20 protein-coding genes are annotated in these 19,077 nt (G+C 72.4%); 15 read left to right on the forward strand and 5 right to left on the reverse strand.

Annotated elements, in window-relative coordinates; genetic code table 11:
- Positions 1–2: 2 nt before the first annotated feature.
- Positions 3–1,655, forward strand: a complete 1,653-nt coding sequence (locus tag ACIBLC_RS23645; RefSeq protein ID WP_399213131.1) for a hypothetical protein — start codon at positions 3–5, stop codon at positions 1,653–1,655.
- A gap of 104 nt (positions 1,656–1,759) precedes the next feature.
- Here ACIBLC_RS23645 and ACIBLC_RS23650 read toward each other — a convergent pair whose 3' ends face one another.
- Both ACIBLC_RS23650 and ACIBLC_RS23655 read right to left on the reverse strand, forming a co-directional pair.
- A complete protein-coding gene (locus ACIBLC_RS23650) occupies positions 1,760–3,103 on the reverse strand; it encodes a PH domain-containing protein (RefSeq protein WP_399213132.1) in 1,344 nt (447 codons plus the stop codon).
- On the reverse strand, positions 3,100–3,603 hold the full coding sequence (locus ACIBLC_RS23655) for a PH domain-containing protein (RefSeq protein WP_399213133.1): 504 nt from the start codon (positions 3,601–3,603) through the stop codon (positions 3,100–3,102). Before ACIBLC_RS23655 ends, ACIBLC_RS23650 begins: the two co-directional genes overlap by 4 nt.
- Positions 3,604–3,634: 31 nt before the next feature.
- On the opposite strand from ACIBLC_RS23655, the gene ACIBLC_RS23660 reads away from it, so the two are divergent.
- Positions 3,635–4,786: an NADH-quinone oxidoreductase subunit D gene (locus tag ACIBLC_RS23660; protein ID WP_399213134.1), complete on the forward strand. Its 1,152-nt coding sequence runs from the start codon at positions 3,635–3,637 to the stop codon at positions 4,784–4,786.
- Here ACIBLC_RS23660 and ACIBLC_RS23665 read toward each other — a convergent pair.
- Positions 4,751–5,791 (reverse strand): SAM-dependent methyltransferase, encoded by a 1,041-nt coding sequence (locus ACIBLC_RS23665; RefSeq protein WP_399213135.1) that lies wholly within the window; start codon positions 5,789–5,791, stop codon positions 4,751–4,753. The genes ACIBLC_RS23660 and ACIBLC_RS23665 overlap by 36 nt on opposite strands.
- A 118-nt stretch (positions 5,792–5,909) precedes the next feature.
- On the opposite strand from ACIBLC_RS23665, the gene ACIBLC_RS23670 reads away from it, so the two are divergent.
- The 3 genes from ACIBLC_RS23670 to ACIBLC_RS23680 all read left to right on the forward strand — a co-directional run bounded on the left by ACIBLC_RS23670 (position 5,910) and on the right by ACIBLC_RS23680 (position 8,572).
- Entirely contained in the window at positions 5,910–7,118 is a 1,209-nt protein-coding gene (locus ACIBLC_RS23670) for a sensor histidine kinase (protein WP_399213136.1), read from the forward strand.
- 54 nt (positions 7,119–7,172) lie between these two features.
- The gene (locus tag ACIBLC_RS23675) at positions 7,173–7,844 is read left to right on the forward strand and encodes a response regulator (RefSeq protein WP_399213137.1); all 672 of its coding nucleotides are present in this window, start codon (positions 7,173–7,175) and stop codon (positions 7,842–7,844) included.
- Between the two features lie 95 nt (positions 7,845–7,939).
- A complete protein-coding gene (locus ACIBLC_RS23680; RefSeq protein WP_399213138.1) occupies positions 7,940–8,572 on the forward strand; it encodes an AAA family ATPase in 633 nt (210 codons plus the stop codon).
- A 22-nt stretch (positions 8,573–8,594) separates the two neighbouring features.
- Here ACIBLC_RS23680 and ACIBLC_RS23685 read toward each other — a convergent pair whose 3' ends face one another.
- Positions 8,595–9,803: a threonine aldolase family protein gene (locus ACIBLC_RS23685; RefSeq protein ID WP_399213139.1), complete on the reverse strand. Its 1,209-nt coding sequence runs from the start codon at positions 9,801–9,803 to the stop codon at positions 8,595–8,597.
- Positions 9,804–9,976: 173 nt separating this feature from the next.
- Between ACIBLC_RS23685 and ACIBLC_RS23690 the strand changes: the two genes are divergently transcribed.
- The 10 genes from ACIBLC_RS23690 to ACIBLC_RS23735 all read left to right on the forward strand — a co-directional run bounded on the left by ACIBLC_RS23690 (position 9,977) and on the right by ACIBLC_RS23735 (position 18,084).
- The gene (locus ACIBLC_RS23690; RefSeq protein ID WP_399213140.1) at positions 9,977–10,909 is read left to right on the forward strand and encodes a Rossmann-like and DUF2520 domain-containing protein; all 933 of its coding nucleotides are present in this window, start codon (positions 9,977–9,979) and stop codon (positions 10,907–10,909) included.
- Positions 10,906–11,898, forward strand: coding sequence for a pantoate--beta-alanine ligase (gene panC, locus ACIBLC_RS23695; protein WP_399213141.1), 993 nt, complete (start codon positions 10,906–10,908; stop codon positions 11,896–11,898). The genes ACIBLC_RS23690 and panC overlap by 4 nt, the downstream gene beginning before the upstream one ends.
- On the forward strand, positions 11,895–13,661 hold the full coding sequence (locus ACIBLC_RS23700; RefSeq protein WP_399213142.1) for an L-aspartate oxidase: 1,767 nt from the start codon (positions 11,895–11,897) through the stop codon (positions 13,659–13,661). Before panC ends, ACIBLC_RS23700 begins: the two co-directional genes overlap by 4 nt.
- 5 nt (positions 13,662–13,666) lie before the next feature.
- On the forward strand, positions 13,667–14,659 hold the full coding sequence (gene nadC, locus ACIBLC_RS23705; RefSeq protein ID WP_399213143.1) for a carboxylating nicotinate-nucleotide diphosphorylase: 993 nt from the start codon (positions 13,667–13,669) through the stop codon (positions 14,657–14,659).
- A gap of 5 nt (positions 14,660–14,664) precedes the next feature.
- Complete coding sequence (locus tag ACIBLC_RS23710) at positions 14,665–15,462, forward strand: type III pantothenate kinase (RefSeq protein WP_383681607.1); 798 nt, start codon at positions 14,665–14,667, stop codon at positions 15,460–15,462.
- 130 nt (positions 15,463–15,592) lie between these two features.
- Positions 15,593–16,222: a hypothetical protein gene (locus ACIBLC_RS23715; protein WP_399213144.1), complete on the forward strand. Its 630-nt coding sequence runs from the start codon at positions 15,593–15,595 to the stop codon at positions 16,220–16,222.
- Positions 16,223–16,235: 13 nt separating this feature from the next.
- On the forward strand, positions 16,236–16,415 hold the full coding sequence (locus tag ACIBLC_RS23720) for a hypothetical protein (protein ID WP_399213145.1): 180 nt from the start codon (positions 16,236–16,238) through the stop codon (positions 16,413–16,415).
- Between the two features lie 110 nt (positions 16,416–16,525).
- On the forward strand, positions 16,526–16,942 hold the full coding sequence (locus ACIBLC_RS23725; RefSeq protein WP_399213146.1) for a BlaI/MecI/CopY family transcriptional regulator: 417 nt from the start codon (positions 16,526–16,528) through the stop codon (positions 16,940–16,942).
- Between the two features lie 9 nt (positions 16,943–16,951).
- Positions 16,952–17,521: an amino-acid N-acetyltransferase gene (locus ACIBLC_RS23730; protein WP_399213147.1), complete on the forward strand. Its 570-nt coding sequence runs from the start codon at positions 16,952–16,954 to the stop codon at positions 17,519–17,521.
- Positions 17,522–17,748: 227 nt separating this feature from the next.
- Positions 17,749–18,084 (forward strand): Lsr2 family protein, encoded by a 336-nt coding sequence (locus tag ACIBLC_RS23735; RefSeq protein ID WP_326721505.1) that lies wholly within the window; start codon positions 17,749–17,751, stop codon positions 18,082–18,084.
- Here ACIBLC_RS23735 and ACIBLC_RS23740 read toward each other — a convergent pair.
- Positions 18,063–18,737 (reverse strand): SCO3374 family protein, encoded by a 675-nt coding sequence (locus tag ACIBLC_RS23740; protein WP_399213148.1) that lies wholly within the window; start codon positions 18,735–18,737, stop codon positions 18,063–18,065. The genes ACIBLC_RS23735 and ACIBLC_RS23740 overlap by 22 nt on opposite strands.
- Between the last annotated feature and the right edge of the window lie 340 nt (positions 18,738–19,077).

The following is a 19,077-nucleotide window of genomic DNA, read 5'->3' on the forward strand; positions in this document are numbered from 1 at the left end:
CCATGCCACGTGGACGTCATCGCCATTCCCCGCCTCTGCACAGGCTGCTGCCTCCGTCGGCGATCGCGGGCGTCTCGCTCGTCTGCGCCGTGGGGCCCTGGCTGTTCACCGAGCCGCTGGTGCTCCGTGGGCTGGCCGCGGGCGCCGCGCTGACGGCGGTGCTCGGCGCGGTCGTGCTGCGCCGCTGGGACTCGTCCGCGGGCAAACAGGTCGCGGACCTCGCGCGCGCGCGGGCGAGCGACGAGTGGCGTTACGAGGAGCGGGTCGCCGAACTGGAGACCGACCTCGACGAGTCGCGCGAGCTGCGGGTCAAGCTGGAGCACAAGCTGCGCGCGAAGCGGTCCGAGCTGGCCGGCCTGCGCAATGAACACGCGGCACTGCTCAGGCGGTACGCCACGGCGGAGACCGAGCGCGCGACCGCCCTGGAGGGGCGCCGGCTGCTCGAGATAGAAACCTCGGAGCCGGCCCGCGCGCTGCCCGCCGCGCTGACGGCTTCGGCCGCGACCGATGCGGAGGCGTCCGAGTCGACCGAGGCAGCCGAGTCCACCGAGACACCTGAGTCGCCCGAGGCGCTTGACGCTTCTGAGGCGGCCGATGCGGACGAGACAGCTGCGGCAGCCGATGCGGCTGAGACGACTGCGGCAGCCGATGTGGCCGCTGCGCCCGATGCTGCCGACGCTCCTGAGGCGGATGCCGCCGGACCGGACGCCGACGACGCCGGCGACGCCGGCGAAACTGCCGATGCCGATGAGACGGCCGGGGAAGCCAAGACGGCCGGAGCAGCCGAGGCCGAGGACGAGGACGACGCGGACGCGGACGCACCGAAGTCCCCCCAGGTCTTCTCCCCGACCGGCTCGTCGCTCTTCCTGCGCGCCAACGCCGCGCTGAACCGGATCGGGAACGGCGCCCCGGGCACGGACGACGACCCGGAGCCGGACGCGGCCCTGCCGGACGAGCCGGAGCACGGCGGTTCGGCGGAGGCGGGGACTACGGCCGAGACGACGGCCGGGACGAGCCCGTCCGAAAGCGCCGCGGCGGAGGAGGGCGAGGCAGCGGGGAAGCCCAAGGCGGCCGACGGTCATGAGCCCGCGGCCGCCGAGGCGAAGCCGTCCCCGTCGGAGCCCTCCCCGCCCGAGCCGTTCCCGTCGAAGCCCTCCCCGTCGAAGTCCCCGCAGGCCCCGGCGCCGGCGTCGGCCCCGTCCCCGGCATCGGCGTCGGCCCCGTCCCCGGCGTCGGCCGAGAGCGTCGAGTCCGCGGACCACCCGGAGCCGCCGACGCCCCCGGACCGCCCGGCCCGCGCCAAGCCGGCGAAGCCCGTCAAGCCGGTCAAGTCCGCCCCGCCCTCCGGGCACTTCACCGTGCCGACCGCGGTGGCCGTCGTACCGGCCGCGCCCGTACGGCGTCCCTCGGTCGAGGGCGGCTTCGACTTCTTCGGTACGCAGGCGGAGGCGCCGGACGCGCTGGACGCCGTACAGAACGAGGACCTCGCCGATGTCGTCGGCCAGGAGGCGCTCGCCCTGCACAAGGCCGAGGCGGAGTCCGGCTTCAAGCCCGCGGACGAGGAGTCCCGCGGCGTCGGCCAGGTCATCGACCTGACCGTCCACGACGAGACGGAGCGGATCGACGTGGCGGAACTGCGGAGCGCGGTTTCCTGACCCGGCGGTGGGGGGGGGGGGGGGGGGGGGGGGGGGGGGGGCGCCCCCCCCCCCCCCCCCCCCCCCCCCCCCCCCCCCCCCCCCCCCCCCACCGCTCGGACCGCTCACGCCATCCACCGGTCCGGTCGGGCCTCCCGCCGCCCCGTGCGTGACCGGTCGGCCTGGGACTGCAGCAGCTCCGCCGCCTCCGAGGCGTCCCGCAGCCGCGCCGTCACCCTCTTGTTGGCTCCCGTGTCCACATGAATGTGCGCGAGCCCCTTGAAGCGGGCCCAGGGCCCCTGCTTCAGCCGTACGCTCTGGACCTTCGCGTGCGGCACGAGCGCGAGGTTGCGGCGCAGCAGCCCGTGGCGGGCCACGAAGACGGTGTCGGTGACCGCGAGTCCGTAACCCCGCCACCAGAACGGCACGCACCAGCCGGCCCGGCGCGGCGGCCGTGACAGCCGTGCCGGGACCGTCACGCCCGGCAGCACCCGCGCGATCACCGACTCGGCGACCTCGCGCGGGGCGACCGGCACGAGTACGGAGTTGGAGGACCCGGCCACGTCGAGCTCCACCCGCACCCAGCCCCGTCGGCGCCACATCAGCGGCTCCACGATCCGCACGGTCTGCACACGTCCGGGCGGCACCGTCTCGTGCGTACGGTCCAGGAGCCCGTGGTCGATCCGGAGCCCGTCCGGCGACTCGCCCACCGTCCAGTCGTACTCGCTGACGAACCGCCCCAGGGTGTTGGCACCCGCCGCTCCGAGCAGCGGCAGCGCGGTCGCGAGGACCGTCCACACGCTGTGGGTGGCCAGCCAGAGCAGCGTCGGTACGACGAGGGCGGCGGTCAGTGTCGCCCAGGTGGCGCCGGTGAGCAGCAGGGAGACGGCGAGCTTGCCCGCCGGTACGTGCAGCAGTTGCCGTACGGGGGCCTCGCCGACCTCGTGCGCCGTCTCGGGCGCGAAACCGGCGGCGCGGGCGAGGAGTTCGGCACGCAGGACGCGGGCCTCGTCCTCGCCCAGGTAGGCCAGTTCGTCCTTCTTGTCGGCCCCGATGACGTCGAGTTTGAGCTTGGCGACACCCGCGACGCGCGCCAGCAGCGGCTGGGTGACGTCGACGGCCTGGAGTCGGTCGAGCCGGATGTGCGCGGTGCGCCGGAACAACAGGCCGGTACGGATGCGCAGTTCGGTGTCGGTCACCGCGAAGTGGGTGAACCACCAGGTCAGAAAGCCGTAGAAGGCACCGCCCAGGACGGCCGCGGCGAATCCGAGGAGGAGCGTGGTCGTGGCGAGCTTGGTGAGCTGTTCCTGCGCCTGGTTGGGGTCGTGCACGGCCCAGCCGGCGACCACCGCGACCGGCGCCCACGCGCGGCGCAGCGGGGTCACGGGGTGCAGGCGCCGCTCGAGTAGCGGTTTCCCCTCCCGTATGTCCTTGTCGGCGCCCAGGGGTGCCGTGGGCGGCGTCGTCACAGTCCAGCCGATCGGGCTTCGCCCAGCTCGGTGAGCCGGTCGCGCAGCCGCTCGGCCTCGTCCGGCGCGAGGCCGGGGATGCGCGCGTCGGTCGCGGCGGCCGCGGTGTGCAGCTGCACGCTCGCGAGCCCGAAGTGCCGCTCGACCGGCCCGGAGGTCACCTCGACCAACTGCATCCGCCCGTACGGCACCACGGTCTCCTCGCGCCACAGCACACCCTTGCTGATCAGCAGGTCGTCCGCCCGCTCGGCGTACCGCCAGGACCGCCAGTTGCGCCCCAGCATCGGCCAGGCCCAGGCCAGCAGGGCGAGCGGCAGCAGGGCGAAGAGGGCCCAGACGGGCCCGGCGAACAGCCCGAGCGGCACCCCCACCGCGATGGCCAGCAGCCCCAGCCACACCACCAGCAGCAGGCGTCGCATCCGCAGCAGCCCGCGGGGCAGCCCGGTCCAGACCGGCTCGGTGGCCGGATTTCCGGTGGTCTCCATGCTCCCCGTCTCCATGTGGCAAGCGTACGTACGAGACACTGTGCCCATGACTCCCACCACGGAGACCATGGTTGGCATCGGCGGCGCCGCGGAGAGTACCGACATGGTGCTCAACATCGGGCCCCAGCACCCGTCCACGCACGGTGTGCTGCGGTTGAAGCTCGTGCTGGACGGCGAGCGGATCCAGCACGCGGAGCCGGTCATCGGCTATATGCACCGCGGCGCGGAGAAGCTCTTCGAGGCGCGCGACTACCGCCAGATCATCATGCTCGCCAACCGCCACGACTGGTTGTCCGCCTTCGCGAACGAGCTGGGTGTGGTCCTCGCCGTGGAGCGGATGCTCGGCATGGAGGTCCCCGAGCGGGCGGTGTGGACGCGCACGCTGCTCGCGGAGCTCAACCGGGTCCTGAACCACCTGATGTTCCTCGGCTCGTATCCGCTGGAACTGGGCGGGATCACCCCGATCTTCTACGCCTTCACGGAACGCGAGGAACTCCAGCACGTCATGGAGGAGGTCTCCGGCGGCCGGATGCACTACATGTTCAACCGGGTCGGCGGCCTCAAGGAGGACCTCCCGGCCGGCTGGACGGGGCGCGCGCGGGACGCCGTCACCGGCCTGCGCTCGCGGATGGGCGTCTACGACGAGCTGGTCCTCGGCAACGAGATCTTCAGAGGGCGTACGCGGGGCGTGGGGGCGCTCGCGCCGGAGGCCGTGCACGCGTACGGCGTGAGCGGGCCGATCGCGCGTGCCTCCGGGGTCGACTTCGATCTGCGCCGGGACGAGCCCTACCTCGCGTACGGCGAACTCCAGGACACCCTGAAGGTGGTCACGCGCCAGGAGGGCGACTGTCTGGCCCGCTTCGAGGTCCTCCTGGAGCAGACGCACAACGCGCTCGACCTCGCGGACGCCTGCCTCGACCGGCTCGGGGACCTCCCGCCGGGCCCGATCAACCAGCGGCTGCCCAAGGTCCTCAAGGCGCCCGAGGGCCACACCTACGCCTGGACCGAGAACCCGCTCGGGATCAACGGCTACTACCTGGTCAGCAAGGGCGAGAAGACCCCGTACCGGCTGAAGCTGCGCTCGGCCTCGTTCAACAACATCCAGGCGCTCACCGAACTGCTGCCGGGCACGCTGGTCGCGGACATGGTGGCGATCCTGGGGTCACTGTTCTTCGTGGTCGGGGACATCGACAAGTAGGCCGTCGAGAAGCGGGCCGTCGGCAGGCACGTTCGGCAATCCGACTGGCTGGAGCAGCCAGCCGAAGTCGCCCAGGCCGCCGGGCGCGGTCAGCTCGGCCGCCGCGCCGGCGCTCGCGAGGGCGCGCACGTACGCGGCGGGGTCTGTGGACGCGAGGGAGAGCGCCGGGCGTGCGCCGCTCACGCCCAGCGCGCGCAGGGCGTCCCGCTGGGTCACCACGCGCCCCCCGGGCCGCGCGCACGCGTCCAGCGCCACATGCGCGGTGATGTCGCGGGAGCCGTCCGGCACGGGCACCGTCTCCCGGCCCTCCCGGAAGCCGGTGAGGGTCCCGAACGGCGGCCGCCCGGCGGCGGTGTGCGCGTAGTCGGCGGCCACGGCCAGACCGCGCCCGAGAGAGGCGACGGCACCGGCCCAGGCGGTGTCCCTGGGGAGCCCGATCTCGGCACGGCCTCCTTCGGGGGACAGCGGCCACCACTTCCGCAGCCACGCCGCGTCCGCCCCCCGGACCGGTTCCCCGAGCCGTTCGGTGCCGTCCCGGCGTACGAGCACCACGCGCGCCACGCCCTCCGGGTCCGCCTCGGCGACGTCCACGGGCACGTTGTCCAGCCACTCGTTGGCGAACAGCAGCCCGGTGACACCCGCCGGGGGCTCCGCGAGCCACTCGATCCGGTGATCAAGGCCGGCGGGGCGGCCGGCACGTTCGACGGCGTACCCACGCGCGCGGGAGGCCACTTCGGCGGGGAGCGCGGCCAGGACGGCGGTCACGAGCTCGCCGCGGCCCGCCGCCATGTCGACGAAGGCGAGCGCGGAGGGGCGGTCGAGCGCCTCGTCGACCTGGCACAGCAGCCGGGCCACGGCGCCCGCGAAGAGCGGGGAGGCGTGCACCGACGTACGGAAGTGGGCCGCGGGCCCTTCGGGCCTGCGGTAGAAGCCCTCGGGCCCGTACAGGGCCTCCTCCGTCGCCTCGCGCCAGCCTCGGAATCCGTCCGTTTCCTCACGTGTCACGGGGTCAGGCTAAGCGGCCGGAACCAGCGGGTCTCCACCTTGGGGAGTACGCGCGGCGGCTGCGGATCGATCCTCGGGTTGACCCCTGCACACAGCACGCGTCCCTACTCTGGGTTACGTGCAGCGCCTCTATGACTTCCTCCGCAGGCACCCGACGTGGGTCGACGGCTTCTGGGCCGTCGTCCTGTTCGGGATCACCGGCGCGAGTCTCCTCAGTGTCGCCGGTGCCGAGGCGAACCATCACGGGTCGGCGGCCGCGGCCCTCCCGATCGCCGTCCTCCTGTGCCTGGCGGTCGCACTGCGCCGCCGGATGCCCGAGAAGATGCTGCTCCTGGTCGCCGCGATGGGTGTCGTACAGCTCATCGCGGACGTCGAGGTGATGCCCGCGGACTTCGCGATGCTGGTGATCATCTACACCGTCGCCGCGGACGGCGCCCGCTGGGCCTCCCGCTTCTCGCTGACCGGCGGCCTGGCCGCGGGAACCCTCGCGCAGATCCGCTGGCCCGAGCCGGGGACGGGCGCGCCGGGCGTCGTCCTGATAGCCGTCTTCCAGACGGTGCCCTTCGCGCTCGCCTGGGTGCTCGGCGACTCCATCCGCACCCGCCGTGCCTATCTCGCCCAGCTCGAGGAGCGTGCCGCCCGCCTGGAGAAGGAGCGCGAGGCGCAGTCCAAGGTCGCCGTCGCCGCCGAGCGTGCCCGGATCGCCCGCGAACTGCACGACGTCGTCGCGCACAACGTCTCGGTGATGGTGGTCCAGGCCGACGGCGCCGCGTACGTCATGGACACCGCCCCGGACCAGGCCAGGAAGGCCCTGGAGACCATCTCGGGGACCGGCCGGCAGGCCCTCGCCGAGATGCGCCGCCTGCTCGGCGTACTGCGCACCGGCGAGCACCAGGAGACCGGCGAGTACGTGCCGCAGCCCGACGTCGAGCAGCTCGACGACCTCATCGCGCAGTGCCGCACCTCCGGGCTCCCCGTCGACTTCAAGGTGGAGGGCACCCCGCGCCCCCTCCCCAGCGGCGTGGAGCTCACCGCGTACCGCATCGTCCAGGAGGCGCTCACCAACACGCGCAAGCACGGGGGCCCGAACACCGGCGCCAGCGTGCGCCTGGTCTACTTCGACGACGGCCTCGGGCTGCTCGTCGAGGACGACGGCAAGGGCGCGCCCCACGAGCTGTACGAGGAGGGGGGCGCCGACGGCCAGGGGCACGGGCTGATCGGTATGCGGGAGCGCGTCGGTATGGTCGGCGGCACCCTGGACGCGGGGCCGCGTCCAGGGGGCGGTTTCCGCATCAGCGCCCTGCTTCCGCTCAAGCCGGCCCACTGACACCTGTAACACCCCCTCGCTCTTTGACTTTGACGGAAACGGAAGAGGCCCCCGATGGCGATCCGCGTGATGCTCGTCGACGACCAGGTGCTGCTGCGCACCGGTTTCCGGATGGTGCTCGCCGCCCAGCCGGACATGGAGGTCGTGGCCGAGGCGGGTGACGGTGTCGAGGCCCTCCAGGTGCTGCGGGCGACCCAGGTCGACGTGGTGCTGATGGACGTGCGCATGCCGAAGCTGGACGGCGTCGAGACCACCCGCCGCATCTGCTCCGACCCCAACCCGCCCAAGGTGCTGATCCTCACCACCTTCGACCTCGACGAGTACGCCTTCTCGGGGCTGAAGGCCGGAGCCTCCGGCTTCATGCTCAAGGACGTGCCGCCCGGCGAACTCCTCGCCGCCATCCGCTCCGTGCACAGCGGTGACGCCGTGGTCGCGCCCTCCACCACCCGGCGGCTGCTCGACCGTTTCGCGCCGCTGCTGCCGCACGCCGGCCAGCAGCCCCAGCACAAGGAGCTGGAGCGGCTCACCGAGCGCGAGCGTGAGGTCATGATCCTGGTCGCGCAGGGCCTCTCCAACAAGGAGATCGCGGCCCATCTGGTGCTGTCCGAGGCGACCGTGAAGACACACGTGGGGCGCATCCTGACGAAGCTGGGGCTGCGCGACCGGGTGCAGGTCGTCGTCCTCGCGTACGAGACGGGGCTGGTGCGGGCGGGCGGCCAGGGCTGACCCCGGAGCGGACTCGGGTGTGCCCGTGAACTCGGCTCACCCGGGCCGGAATCCCCCTCTTTTGAAGAGGGGGACGATGTCAATAGGGTCTGCGCATGCTCCTCTGGATCAACGGCCCTTTCGGGGGCGGCAAGACGCAGACCGCACACGAGATCCAGCGGCGGCTGCCCGGCAGCGTCATCTGCGACCCGGAACAGGCCGGCTTCGGCCTGCGACGCATGCTGCCGCCCGAACTGCGCGGTGACTTCCGGAACCTGGCGTCCTGGCGGGCCGGGGTGTACGAGGTCCTCGACCTGGCCCTCACCAAGCACGACGGCGTGGTGATCGCCCCTATGACGATCACGGACCTCGGCCACTTCGGCGAGACCGTCGGGCGGCTGCGCGAAAAGGGCCACGACGTACGGCACTTCGCGCTCCTCGCCGAGCGCGAGACCGTACTGAGACGACTGCGTGAGCGCGGCTTCGGGCACCTGCTGCGGTACGTCGCCGGGAAGAACGCGCCCCTGCGCAGGGAGAGTTGGGCCGTACAGCAGCTCGACCACTGTCTGGAGCGGCTGCGCGGGCCGGAGTTCGCCGAGCACCTGTGGACCGACCGCACGACGGTCGCCAGGACCGCGGACCGGATCGCCGTACTGGCGGGGCTGACGCTCGAACCGAACACGGAGGGCGCGGTGCGGACCCGGCTCAGGCAACTGCGGGTCGGAGTGAAGCACATCCGGTTCGACTGACCTCGCCGCGACCGTGCGGCCGTCAGCCGGCGACCCCGCCGGGCAGCCGCTCCAGGAAGTCCCGTACGGCCGCCCTGACGTCCTCGGCCGTCCACTCCAGGCCGGGCCCCGCGACCGTGACCTCGGTGTACGCGAGTCCCGGCCCGCCCCGCGCCCAGCCCTGGGCGAAGACGCCGGTCTTCGTCTCCTCGAGCTGCCGCAGCGCCGCGTCCCCGAGGGCGTCGTGGTCGTAGGGCAGCCAGACCTGGAACTGGTGGGTGTGCGGTTCCTCGGGGTGGACGCGCACCCAGGGGACCCCCGCCTCCGCGAAGCCCTCGCGCAGGGCGGCGGCGACCACGCGCGCGTGGGCCACGTATTCCGGCAGCCGGGGCAGCTCGCGCTCCAGGCCCATGAGCGCCGCGAGGGCGGTGGGGAACTGCTGGAGGATCATGCCGCCGTACCGGTGCCGCCAGGTCTTCGCCTCGTCGATGAGCGTCCTGGGGCCCGCGAGCGCCGCGCCGCCGAGGCCGTCGAGCGATTTGTAGAACGACACGTAGACGCTGTCCGCGAGGCCCGCGATCTCGTCCAGGGGGCGGCCGAAGTGTGCGGTGCACTCCCACAGCCTGGCCCCGTCGAAGTGCACCACCGCGTCACGCTCCCGCGCGGCGTCGACGGCCCCGGTCAGCTCCTCCCATGAGGGCAGTACGAAACCGGCGTCCCTGAGCGGCAGTTCGAGCATCAGCGTGCCGAAGGGCTCCGCGAGGTCGCGTACCTCCTCGGCGGTCGGCAGCCGGGGCTCGGCCGTCACGTGGACCGGGCGCAGACCGCTGACCCGGCTGAACGCGTGCTGTTCGTGGACCTCCGGATGACCGAGCGGATGCATCGCGACGGTCGCGTTCCCGGTGCGGCCCGCCCAGCAGCGCAGGGCGATCTGCTGGGCCATGGTGCCGGTGGGGAAGAAGGCGGCGGCCTCCTTGCCGAGCAGGCCCGCGACCCGCTCCTCCAGGGTCTCCACGAGCCGGTCGCCGTACATGTCGACCGGCTGGTCGAGGTCGTACACGCCCTCGGCCCCGTCGTTCAGCCACGTCAGCCGGTCGCGGACCGTGCGCTGGTGGCTGGGGCGCCACAGCACCCGCCGCGCGGCCCGCCAGGCGACGACCCGCCGCTCCCGCATCCGATCGGCCGTCCCGGCCGTCTCCTCCACCGTCTCGTCCGCGGTCTGTTCCGTCGCTTCTTCCGCCGTATCGCTCATCCCCGGATGATGCCGCGCGCCCGGCCGCCGCGGCACCTTGATTTCCGCGCTCTCGCGACCTGCGGAAACCCACAGCCTGTGGACAACGAAAACGGCTCTCGGGCCAATCGCGTTAACATGACGAGAAATCGTCCGGTACCCCGAGCGGACTGGAACGGGAAGGCCGCCGTCGAGTGAGTACATTCCAACAGCCAGACCCCAGGGACCGCCCCGCGCGGCTGACCGTCGGTGTCGTCGGCGCCGGCCGGGTGGGCCCCGCCCTGGCCGCGGCCCTCCAGCTCGCCGGCCACCGCCCGGTGGCCGTCTCGGGTGTCTCCGAAGCGTCCGTACGGCGGGCCGCGCAGCTGCTGCCCGATGTGCCGGTGGTGACCCCGGCCCAGGTCATGGAGCGGGCCGAGCTGGTGCTGCTGACCGTCCCCGACGACGCCTTGCCGGGGCTTGTGGAGGGGCTCGCCGAGACCGGGGCCGTGCGGCCCGGGCAACTGCTCGTGCACACCTCGGGGCGGTACGGCGCGCACGTGCTCGACCCGGCGCTCAGGGCCGGCGCGCTGCCGCTCGCGCTGCACCCCGCGATGACGTTCACCGGCACCGCTGTCGACGTACAGCGGCTCGTCGGATGTTCCTTCGGGGTCACCGCGCCGAAGGAACTGCGGCTGGCCGCCGAGGCGCTGGTCATCGAGATGGGCGGCGAGCCCGAGTGGATCGCCGAGGAGAACCGGCCGCTCTACCACGCGGCCCTCGCGCTCGGCGCCAACCACCTGGTGACCCTGGTCGCCGAGTCCATGGAGCTGCTGCGCGCCGCGGGCGTGGACGCCCCCGACCGGATGCTGGGCCCCCTGCTGGGCGCCGCCCTGGACAACGCCCTCAGGTCGGGCGACGCGGCCCTCACCGGGCCCGTCGCGCGCGGGGACGCGGGCACGGTCGCCGCGCACGTCGCGGAGCTGCGCAAGCACGCCCCGCAGGCCGTCCCCGGCTACCTCGCGATGGCCCGCGCGACCGCCGACCGGGCGCTCGCCCACGGGCTGCTCAAGCCGGAACTCGCCGAGGATCTGCTCGGGGTGCTCGCCGACGGGGCGCCCCTGCCCGACGACGGGAGCGACCGATGACCGCCGCCCTCCTGCGCACCGCCGACGAGCTGCACACGCGCGTGCGCGACGGCCGCCGAGCGGTCGTCATGACCATGGGCGCCCTGCACGAGGGTCACGCCACGCTGATCCGCACCGCCCGGGAGATCGCGGGCGACGCGGGTGAAGTGGTCGTCACGGTCTTCGTGAACCCCCTCCAGTTCGGCGCGGGCGAGGACCTCGACCGCTACCCGCGCACCCTCGAAGCCGACGTCAAGATCGCCGAGGAGGCGGGTGCGGACGTGGTGTTCGCCCCCTCCGTGGACGAGGTCTACCCGGGCGGCGAACCCCAGGTCCGTGTCAGCGCGGGCCCGATGGGCGAACGCCTCGAAGGAGCCGCCCGCCCCGGCCACTTCGACGGCATGCTCACCGTCGTCGCCAAGCTGCTGCACCTCACCCGGCCCGACGTGGCGCTGTACGGGCAGAAGGACGCCCAGCAGCTGGCCCTGATCCGGCGCATGGCGCGCGACCTGAACTTCGGCGTGGAGGTCGTCGGCGTCCCCACCGTGCGCGAGGACGACGGACTCGCCCTCTCCAGCCGCAACCGCTACCTCTCCGCCCAGGAGCGGCGCACCGCGCTCGCCCTCTCGCGGGCCCTGTTCGCGGGCCGCGACCGGCACGCCGCCCAGGAGGCCCTGCGCGCGCGAGCCCGCGAAGTGCCCGCCACGCGCGCGCGTGCCGAGGCCCTCAGCGCGATCGGCGAGTCCCGCGCGGCGGCCGACGCGCACGCCATGGCCAAGGCCGTCCCCGGCGGACCCGTCGGTGTCCGCGCGGCGGCCCGCCTCGCCCTGGACGAGGCGGCCCGGACGCGGCCGCCCTTGGTTCTGGACTACCTGGCCCTGGTCGACCCCTCCGACTTCACCGAGATCGACGAGGACTTCACCGGCGAGGCGGTCCTCGCGGTCGCCGCCCGGGTCGGGACCACCCGTCTGATCGACAACCTCCCCCTCACCTTCGGAGCCGCCTCGTGACCGGCAAAGGCACAGGTACGGGTACCGGTACGAGCACCGGTACCGGAATACGACTGCACGCGCCCGCCCCCGGCTGGGCCCTCACCGCCGACGTCGTGGTCGTCGGCTCCGGTGTCGCGGGCCTCACCACCGCCCTCCGCTGCGAGGCGGCGGGCCTGCGGACCGTCGTCGTCACCAAGGCCCGCCTGGACGACGGTTCCACACGCTGGGCGCAGGGCGGCATCGCCGCGGCCCTCGGCGAGGGCGACACCCCCGAGCAGCACCTCGACGACACCCTGGTGGCCGGTGCGGGCCTGTGCGACGAGGGCGCCGTACGCATCCTCGTCACCGAGGGCCCCGACGCCGTACGCCGCCTCATCGAGACCGGCGCCCACTTCGACGAGTCCGCCGAGGGCGCCCTGGAACTGACCCGCGAGGGCGGCCACCACCGCCGGCGCATCGCGCACGCGGGCGGCGACGCGACCGGCGCCGAGATCTCCCGGGCGCTCGTCGAGGCGGTACGCGCGCGTGGACTGCGTACGGTCGAGAACGCGCTCGTCCTGGACCTCCTCACGGACGCCGACGGCCGCACCGCGGGTGTGACCCTGCACGTCATGGGAGAGGGCCAGCACGACGGCGTGGGAGCCGTGCACGCCCCCACCGTGGTCCTCGCGACCGGCGGCATGGGCCAGGTCTTCTCCGCGACGACCAACCCGTCTGTGTCGACGGGCGACGGCGTGGCGCTGGCCCTGCGCGCCGGCGCCGAGGTCTCCGACCTCGAGTTCGTGCAGTTCCACCCGACGGTGCTCTTCCTGGGCGCGGACGCGGAGGGCCAGCAGCCGCTCGTCTCCGAGGCGGTACGGGGCGAGGGCGCCCACCTGGTCGACGCGGACGGCGTGCGCTTCATGGTCGGCCAGCACGAGCTAGCGGAACTGGCGCCCCGGGACATCGTCGCCAAGGGCATCATGCGCCGCATGCAGGAGCAGGACGCCGAGCACATGTTCCTCGACGCCAGGCACTTCGGCGCCGACATGTGGGAGCACCGTTTCCCGACGATCCTGGCCGCCTGCCGCGCCCACGGCATCGACCCGGTGACCGAGCCCGTTCCGGTCGCCCCGGCCGCCCACTACGCCTCCGGAGGCGTCCGCACGGACGCGCGGGGCCGCACCACGGTGCCGGGCCTCTACGCGTGCGGCGAGGTCGCCTGCACCGGCGTGCACGGCGCGAACCGGCTCGCCTCCAACTCCCTCCTGGAGGGACTGGTCTACGCCGAGCGCATCGCGGCGGACATCGCGACCCGCCACGAGGAGAACCGCCTCCACGCGCGCGTGCCCGAGCCGGTCCCGCACCCCCAGAAGCCCGCGCACCCGCTGCTCGACGCGGCGGCCCGGTTCGCGATCCAGCGGATCATGACGGACGGCGCCGGGGTCCTGCGCTCGGCCGACTCCCTGGCCCAGGCGGCCGACCGGCTGCACCGGCTGCACTCGGACGCCCGCGACGCCCTCGACGAGAACGGCAAGACCGCCGAGCCCGGCGTCGACACCTGGGAGGCCACCAACCTCCTGTGCGTGGCCCGGGCCCTGGTCACCGCCGCCCGCCTCCGCGAGGAGACCCGCGGCTGCCACTGGCGCGAGGACCACGCGGACCGGGACGACACGGACTGGCGCCGCCACATCGTCGTACAGCTGAATCCCGACCGGACGCTCGCCGTACACACCACCGACACAGCAGACTTCCCCCCGACCCGGCAGCCCCGGTCGGCCACCCGTCCCCAGGAGCAGTGACAGCAGTGAGCACCCCCGACCTTCCCCTCCTCCAGAGCGGTGGCTGCGGCGACGGCTGCGGCTGCGGCGCCGAGGCGGACGAGACGTACCTCGACTGCGGCCTCGACCCCGCGCTCGTCCAGCTCCTCGCCGACGCGGGACTCGACCCCCTGGAGGTCGAGGACATCGCGAACGTGGCGATCCAGGAGGACCTGGCCCACGGCGTGGACGTGACGACCGTCGCGACCATCCCGGGGGACGCCGTCTCCACCGCCGACTTCACCGCCCGCGACGCGGGTGTCGTGGCGGGCCTGCGGGTGGCCGAGGCGGTCATCTCCGTGGTCTGCACGGACGAGTTCGAGGTCGAGCGGCACGTCGAGGACGGCGACCGGGTGGAGGCCGGCCAGAAGCTCCTGACCGTCACCACGCTCACCCGCGACCTCCTGACGGCCGAGCGCAGCGCGCTGAACCTGCTGTGCCGCCTCTCCGGCATCGCGACCGCCACGCGCGCGTGGGCGGACGCTCTGGAGGGCACCGGCACCCGGGTGCGCGACACCCGCAAGACGACACCGGGCCTGCGCTCGCTGGAGAAGTTCGCGGTGCGCTGCGGCGGCGGGGTCAACCACCGCATGTCACTCTCGGACGCGGCGCTGGTCAAGGACAACCACGTGATCGCCGCCGGCGGCGTCTCCCAGGCCTTCAAGGCCGTGCGCGAGGCCTTCCCGGACGTGCCGATCGAGGTCGAGGTCGACACCCTGGACCAGCTGCGCGAGGTCCTGGACGCGGGCGCCGACCTGATCCTGCTGGACAACTTCACGCCCGCCGAGTGCGAGGAGGCCGTCGCCCTCGTGGACGGCCGCGCGCTCCTGGAGGCCTCCGGCCGCCTCACCCTCGGCAACGCCGGGGCGTACGCCAGGACCGGCGTCGACTTCCTGGCGGTGGGCGCCCTCACGCACTCCTCGCCGATCCTGGACATCGGCCTCGACCTGCGCGAGGCGTCGACGGACGAGGCGGCATAGGAACCATGCTGCTCACGATCGACGTCGGCAACACGCACACCGTCCTCGGCCTCTTCGACGGCGAGGAGATCGTCGAGCACTGGCGCATCTCCACGGACGCCCGCCGCACCGCGGACGAGCTGGCCGTGCTCCTCCAGGGCCTGATGGGCATGCACCCGCTGCTCGGCGAGGAGCTCGGCGACGGCATCGACGGCATCGCCATCTGCTCCACCGTCCCGTCCGTCCTGCACGAGCTGCGCGAGGTGACGCGCCGCTACTACGGCGACGTGCCCGCCGTACTGGTCGAGCCGGGCATCAAGACCGGCGTCCCGATCCTGATGGACAACCCCAAGGAGGTCGGCGCCGACCGCATCATCAACGCGGTCGCGGCGGTCGAGCTCTACGGGGGGCCCGCGATCGTCGTGGACTTCGGTACGGCGACGACGTTCGACGCGGTGTCCGCGCGCGGCGAGTACACGGGAGGTGTGATCGCTCCGGGCATCGAGATCTCCGTCGAGGCCCTCGGCGTCAAGGGCGCCCAGCTCCGCAAGATCGAGATCGCCCGCCCGCGGACCGTCATCGGCAAGAACACCGTCGAGGCCATGCAGTCGGGCATCATCTACGGTTTCGCCGGCCAGGTCGACGGCGTGGTCAACCGCATGGCCCGCGAGCTCGCCGACGATCCCGACGACGTCACCGTCATCGCCACCGGCGGCCTGGCCCCGATGGTCCTCGGCGAGGCGTCGGTCATCGACGAGCACGAGCCGTGGCTGACGCTGATCGGGCTGCGGCTGGTGTACGAGCGGAACGTGTCGCGCACGTAGGTCCCCGGCAGGCCGCCTTCACCGGGCCCGGGAATCGCCCGCGGCGGCTCCTTCGTCGCCGTGGAGGCGAAAGACGCGCCACACTCACCCGCTATGCGCGTTTTGTCTGATTAGCGCGTATCGTCGCCGCATGCCCACGCCATACGGATCCCGCGGCGGCCTGGCGTTCGGTGCGGAGGAGCTGTGTGTGCTCCGTCGCGCCCTCGACCTCGCCCTCAATCCCAGCCCCGTCTCGGCCGAGGACCTCCAGGCCTGCCTACGCCTCGCCGAGTCCGTCGACGAGGCGGCCCGTGAGGGGGCCAGACTCCGGGCCTTCCTGGTGGCCGACCTGGCCCGCTACCGGGCGGCCCTGCCCGGCACGGCGGCCGGCTACCTCCTGCTCCTGGAGGAGACGCTCGGCAACGGCTACCGCCCGAACCCCGACGACCTCGCCGCGCTCCGCGCCCTGCGCGGCAACACCACCGCGGCCCGCCTCCTGGCCCACTGCCGGGCGCTCGCCGAGCGGGACGTACGCGCCCGCCCGGCGGTCCGCGCCCTCCCGTCGTCCCGCACCCGCCTCCTCGCGCTCGTCGGCGGCCTGGCCTCCGACGAGAGCGCCGGGAAGCCCGCGGACAGGCCGACCACCCGGCCGCAGTCGAGCCCTCCGGCCAAGAACCCGCACCCGGAACGCCCCATCCCCACCCCGGGCGAGGTCTTCCCCCCGAAGCGCAAGCCCGCGCCACCACCGGCGAACCCCCCTCAACAGCTCGCGGCGGGGTAGCTACCCTGGAGGCATGGACTATGTCTCCGCGCTCGTGCCCCCCGTAGTGATGGCCGCGTTCTTCGTCGGACTGATCGTGACGATCGTGAAGAGCCAGGGCGGGGCCAACAAGGCCAAGGAGGACGCGGTCGTCGACGCCGCCCTCGCGCGCGCGGACAGCGCCCGGCAGACCCCGCGGAGCACCGAGAACTGAGCACCCGGCCCCGCCGGGACACTCATCGGCGTACGACTCATGCGTTTTTCGAGTCGTACGCCCTTTTTGTTGCCTATGTCCCACTATTGTTCTGAACTGTGCCTCGCCCATTGGGAGAACTCGAAGACTCGGTCATGACGCGGGTGTGGAAGTGGAACCGCCCGGTGACCGTTCGGGAAGTCCTGGAAGACCTTCGGCAGGAACGGTCCATCGCCTACACCACGGTGATGACCGTTTTGGACAATCTCCATCAGAAGGGCTGGGTGCGCCGGGAAGCCGAAGGCAGGGCCTATCGATATGAGGCGGTCTCCACCCGTGCCGCCTACGCGGCGGCACTGATGAACGACGCCTGGTCACAGAGTGACAACCCCGCCGCCGCTCTCGTCGCCTTCTTCGGCATGATGAGCGAGGAACAGCGACATCAGCTGCGCGACGCCGTACGTATGGTCCAAGGGCCGGAAACGCCCGAGACGCAGAACCCGGTCGGTGAGAACCCCGGCTCCGGCCGGGACGACAGCGGGCGATAGCGTCCGCACATGCCAGCAGAGCATCCCGCGGAGCTTCCGGCGAAGCTTCCGTCAGAGCGTCCCGAAGCCAGCGCAAAAGCCATCACCGTCCGGCGTGCCAGGACCGGCGATGTCACGGCCGTGCGCCGACTCCTTGACGCGAACGTCCGACAGCGCATCCTGCTCGACAAAGCGACGGTGACTCTTTACGAGGACATCCAGGAGTTCTGGGTCGCGGAACGGGACGACAACGCCGAGGTCGTCGGCTGCGGTGCGCTCCACGTGATGTGGGAAGACCTCGCGGAAGTGCGCACTCTCGCCGTGAACCCCTCGCTCAAGGGCGTCGGCGTCGGTCATCAGTTGCTGGAGAAGTTGCTCCAGACCGCCCGTTGGCTCGGTGTTCGCCGAGTTTTCTGTCTGACCTTCGAAGTGGACTTCTTCGCGAAGCACGGCTTCGTGGAGATCGGTGAGACACCCGTTGACACCGATGTCTACGCCGAGCTACTGCGTTCCTATGACGAGGGCGTGGCGGAGTTCCTCGGTCTCGAACGAGTGAAACCGAACACCTTGGGCAACAGCCGGATGCTTCTGCATCTGTGATCGCCCGACAACTATTCCGGTTGAACGCCCCGCGCGGGGTCCCTATGTCCGAAACGCGCACGTTTCCGGTCTGCTTGTGCCCCGTGAGTCTCCGCCAGGGGTTTGTGTTTTTCCAGCAAAAGCGGTTTGCTTTCCGACGTACTGCAGTACTGCATATAACAGGGGCCGTGAAACAGCGGCAACCGCCGTAGCCCCCGGCTCTGAAGTTATCGATGAAAGGAAATCCCGTGGCACAGAAGGTTCAGGTCCTTCTTGTCGACGACCTCGACGGTGGCGAGGCGGACGAGACCGTGACGTTCGCGTTGGACGGCAAGACGTACGAAATCGATCTCACGACTGCCAATGCGGACAAGCTCCGTGGCCTTCTCGACGCCTACGTGAAGGGCGGTCGCCGTACCGGAGGGCGCGCTTCGGGTGCCCGCGGAAAGGCCCGCGTCGCTTCCGGTGGCAGCCAGGACACCGCGCAGATCCGCGCGTGGGCCAAGGAGAACGGCTTCGAGGTCAATGACCGCGGCCGAGTTCCCGCGACTATTCGTGAGGCCTACGAGAAGGCCAACGGCTGAGCGCTCACGCGCCGCAGCCGGACCCGGTGGCATTGTGTCGCCATCGTGTCGACGAGTCGTACGAGATCGGGGGCGCCCCCAACGCCCCCCACGGCCGGCAGTTCCGGCAGCGCCGACATGCTCGGCAGCGAGGACTCGACCTCGCACCCAGGCTCGGGGGGCCGCAGCCAGACAGCGGCCCCCTGTGGACTGGCCTCCCCATGGGCCTCCCGGAACTCCGCTTCGCCTCCACCGGCCCCCTGTGAGACGCCCAGGCCCGGCGGCGGTGTGATCCCCGCCCTCCCCGGTGGCCGCGGCGCCTCGATGCTGCCGCCCGCGCCGATCGCCCCGATGTCCAGCGTGAGGGCGCCCCACTCGAGCCAGTCGAGCAGCCCCGGCAACTCGTCCGCGCTCCCCGCGGCGACCAGGAACCGCATCCGCCCCGCACGCGCTCCGTGGCCTCCGTGCAGCACCACCGGAGAGCCCGGGCCCAGATGCCGCAGCGCCGCGTACCCCGCCTCCGCCGGCACGTCCAGGACATCGAAGCGCAGGCCGGTGACCAGTTGTAGAGGAGTGCCGGGCACTGTCGCCCAGCCGAGTTCGTTCTCGTACCAGCGCCGCACCGGATCGCTCCGGTCGAGCGGCCGACGGGGATGGGGAACGGTGGGAACCATGCCAAGAGCAACAGCCGGAACGGCTCCGGAGTTACGCTGGGTGTTCCGGCAGGCGCACAGAGTCCGGGAAGCGGGGGCGTGCGGGGGCGATGGGCGGCGCGAAGTTGTTCGCCCGTAGCGGAGGGAACCGGCGCGCGCGGCATGGACTGTCAGTGCGTGCGGGTAAGACATCCCTAGTGGGAGGGGCGACACGCATGGCTCGGGCATCTCACGTTCGCCATCGGCGTACAGCCAGTGAGGGTATCTGCCTGGCCTGCGGGAACATCGTCTCGCACCATCAGGTTGGAGCAGATGTCGGCGTTCGGGGTCAGGAGGCCAAGGACGGTGTCGGCAGTTGGAA

The sequence above is a fragment of the Streptomyces sp. NPDC050535 genome, from assembly GCF_044457665.1.
GTDB lineage: Bacteria > Actinomycetota > Actinomycetes > Streptomycetales > Streptomycetaceae > Streptomyces.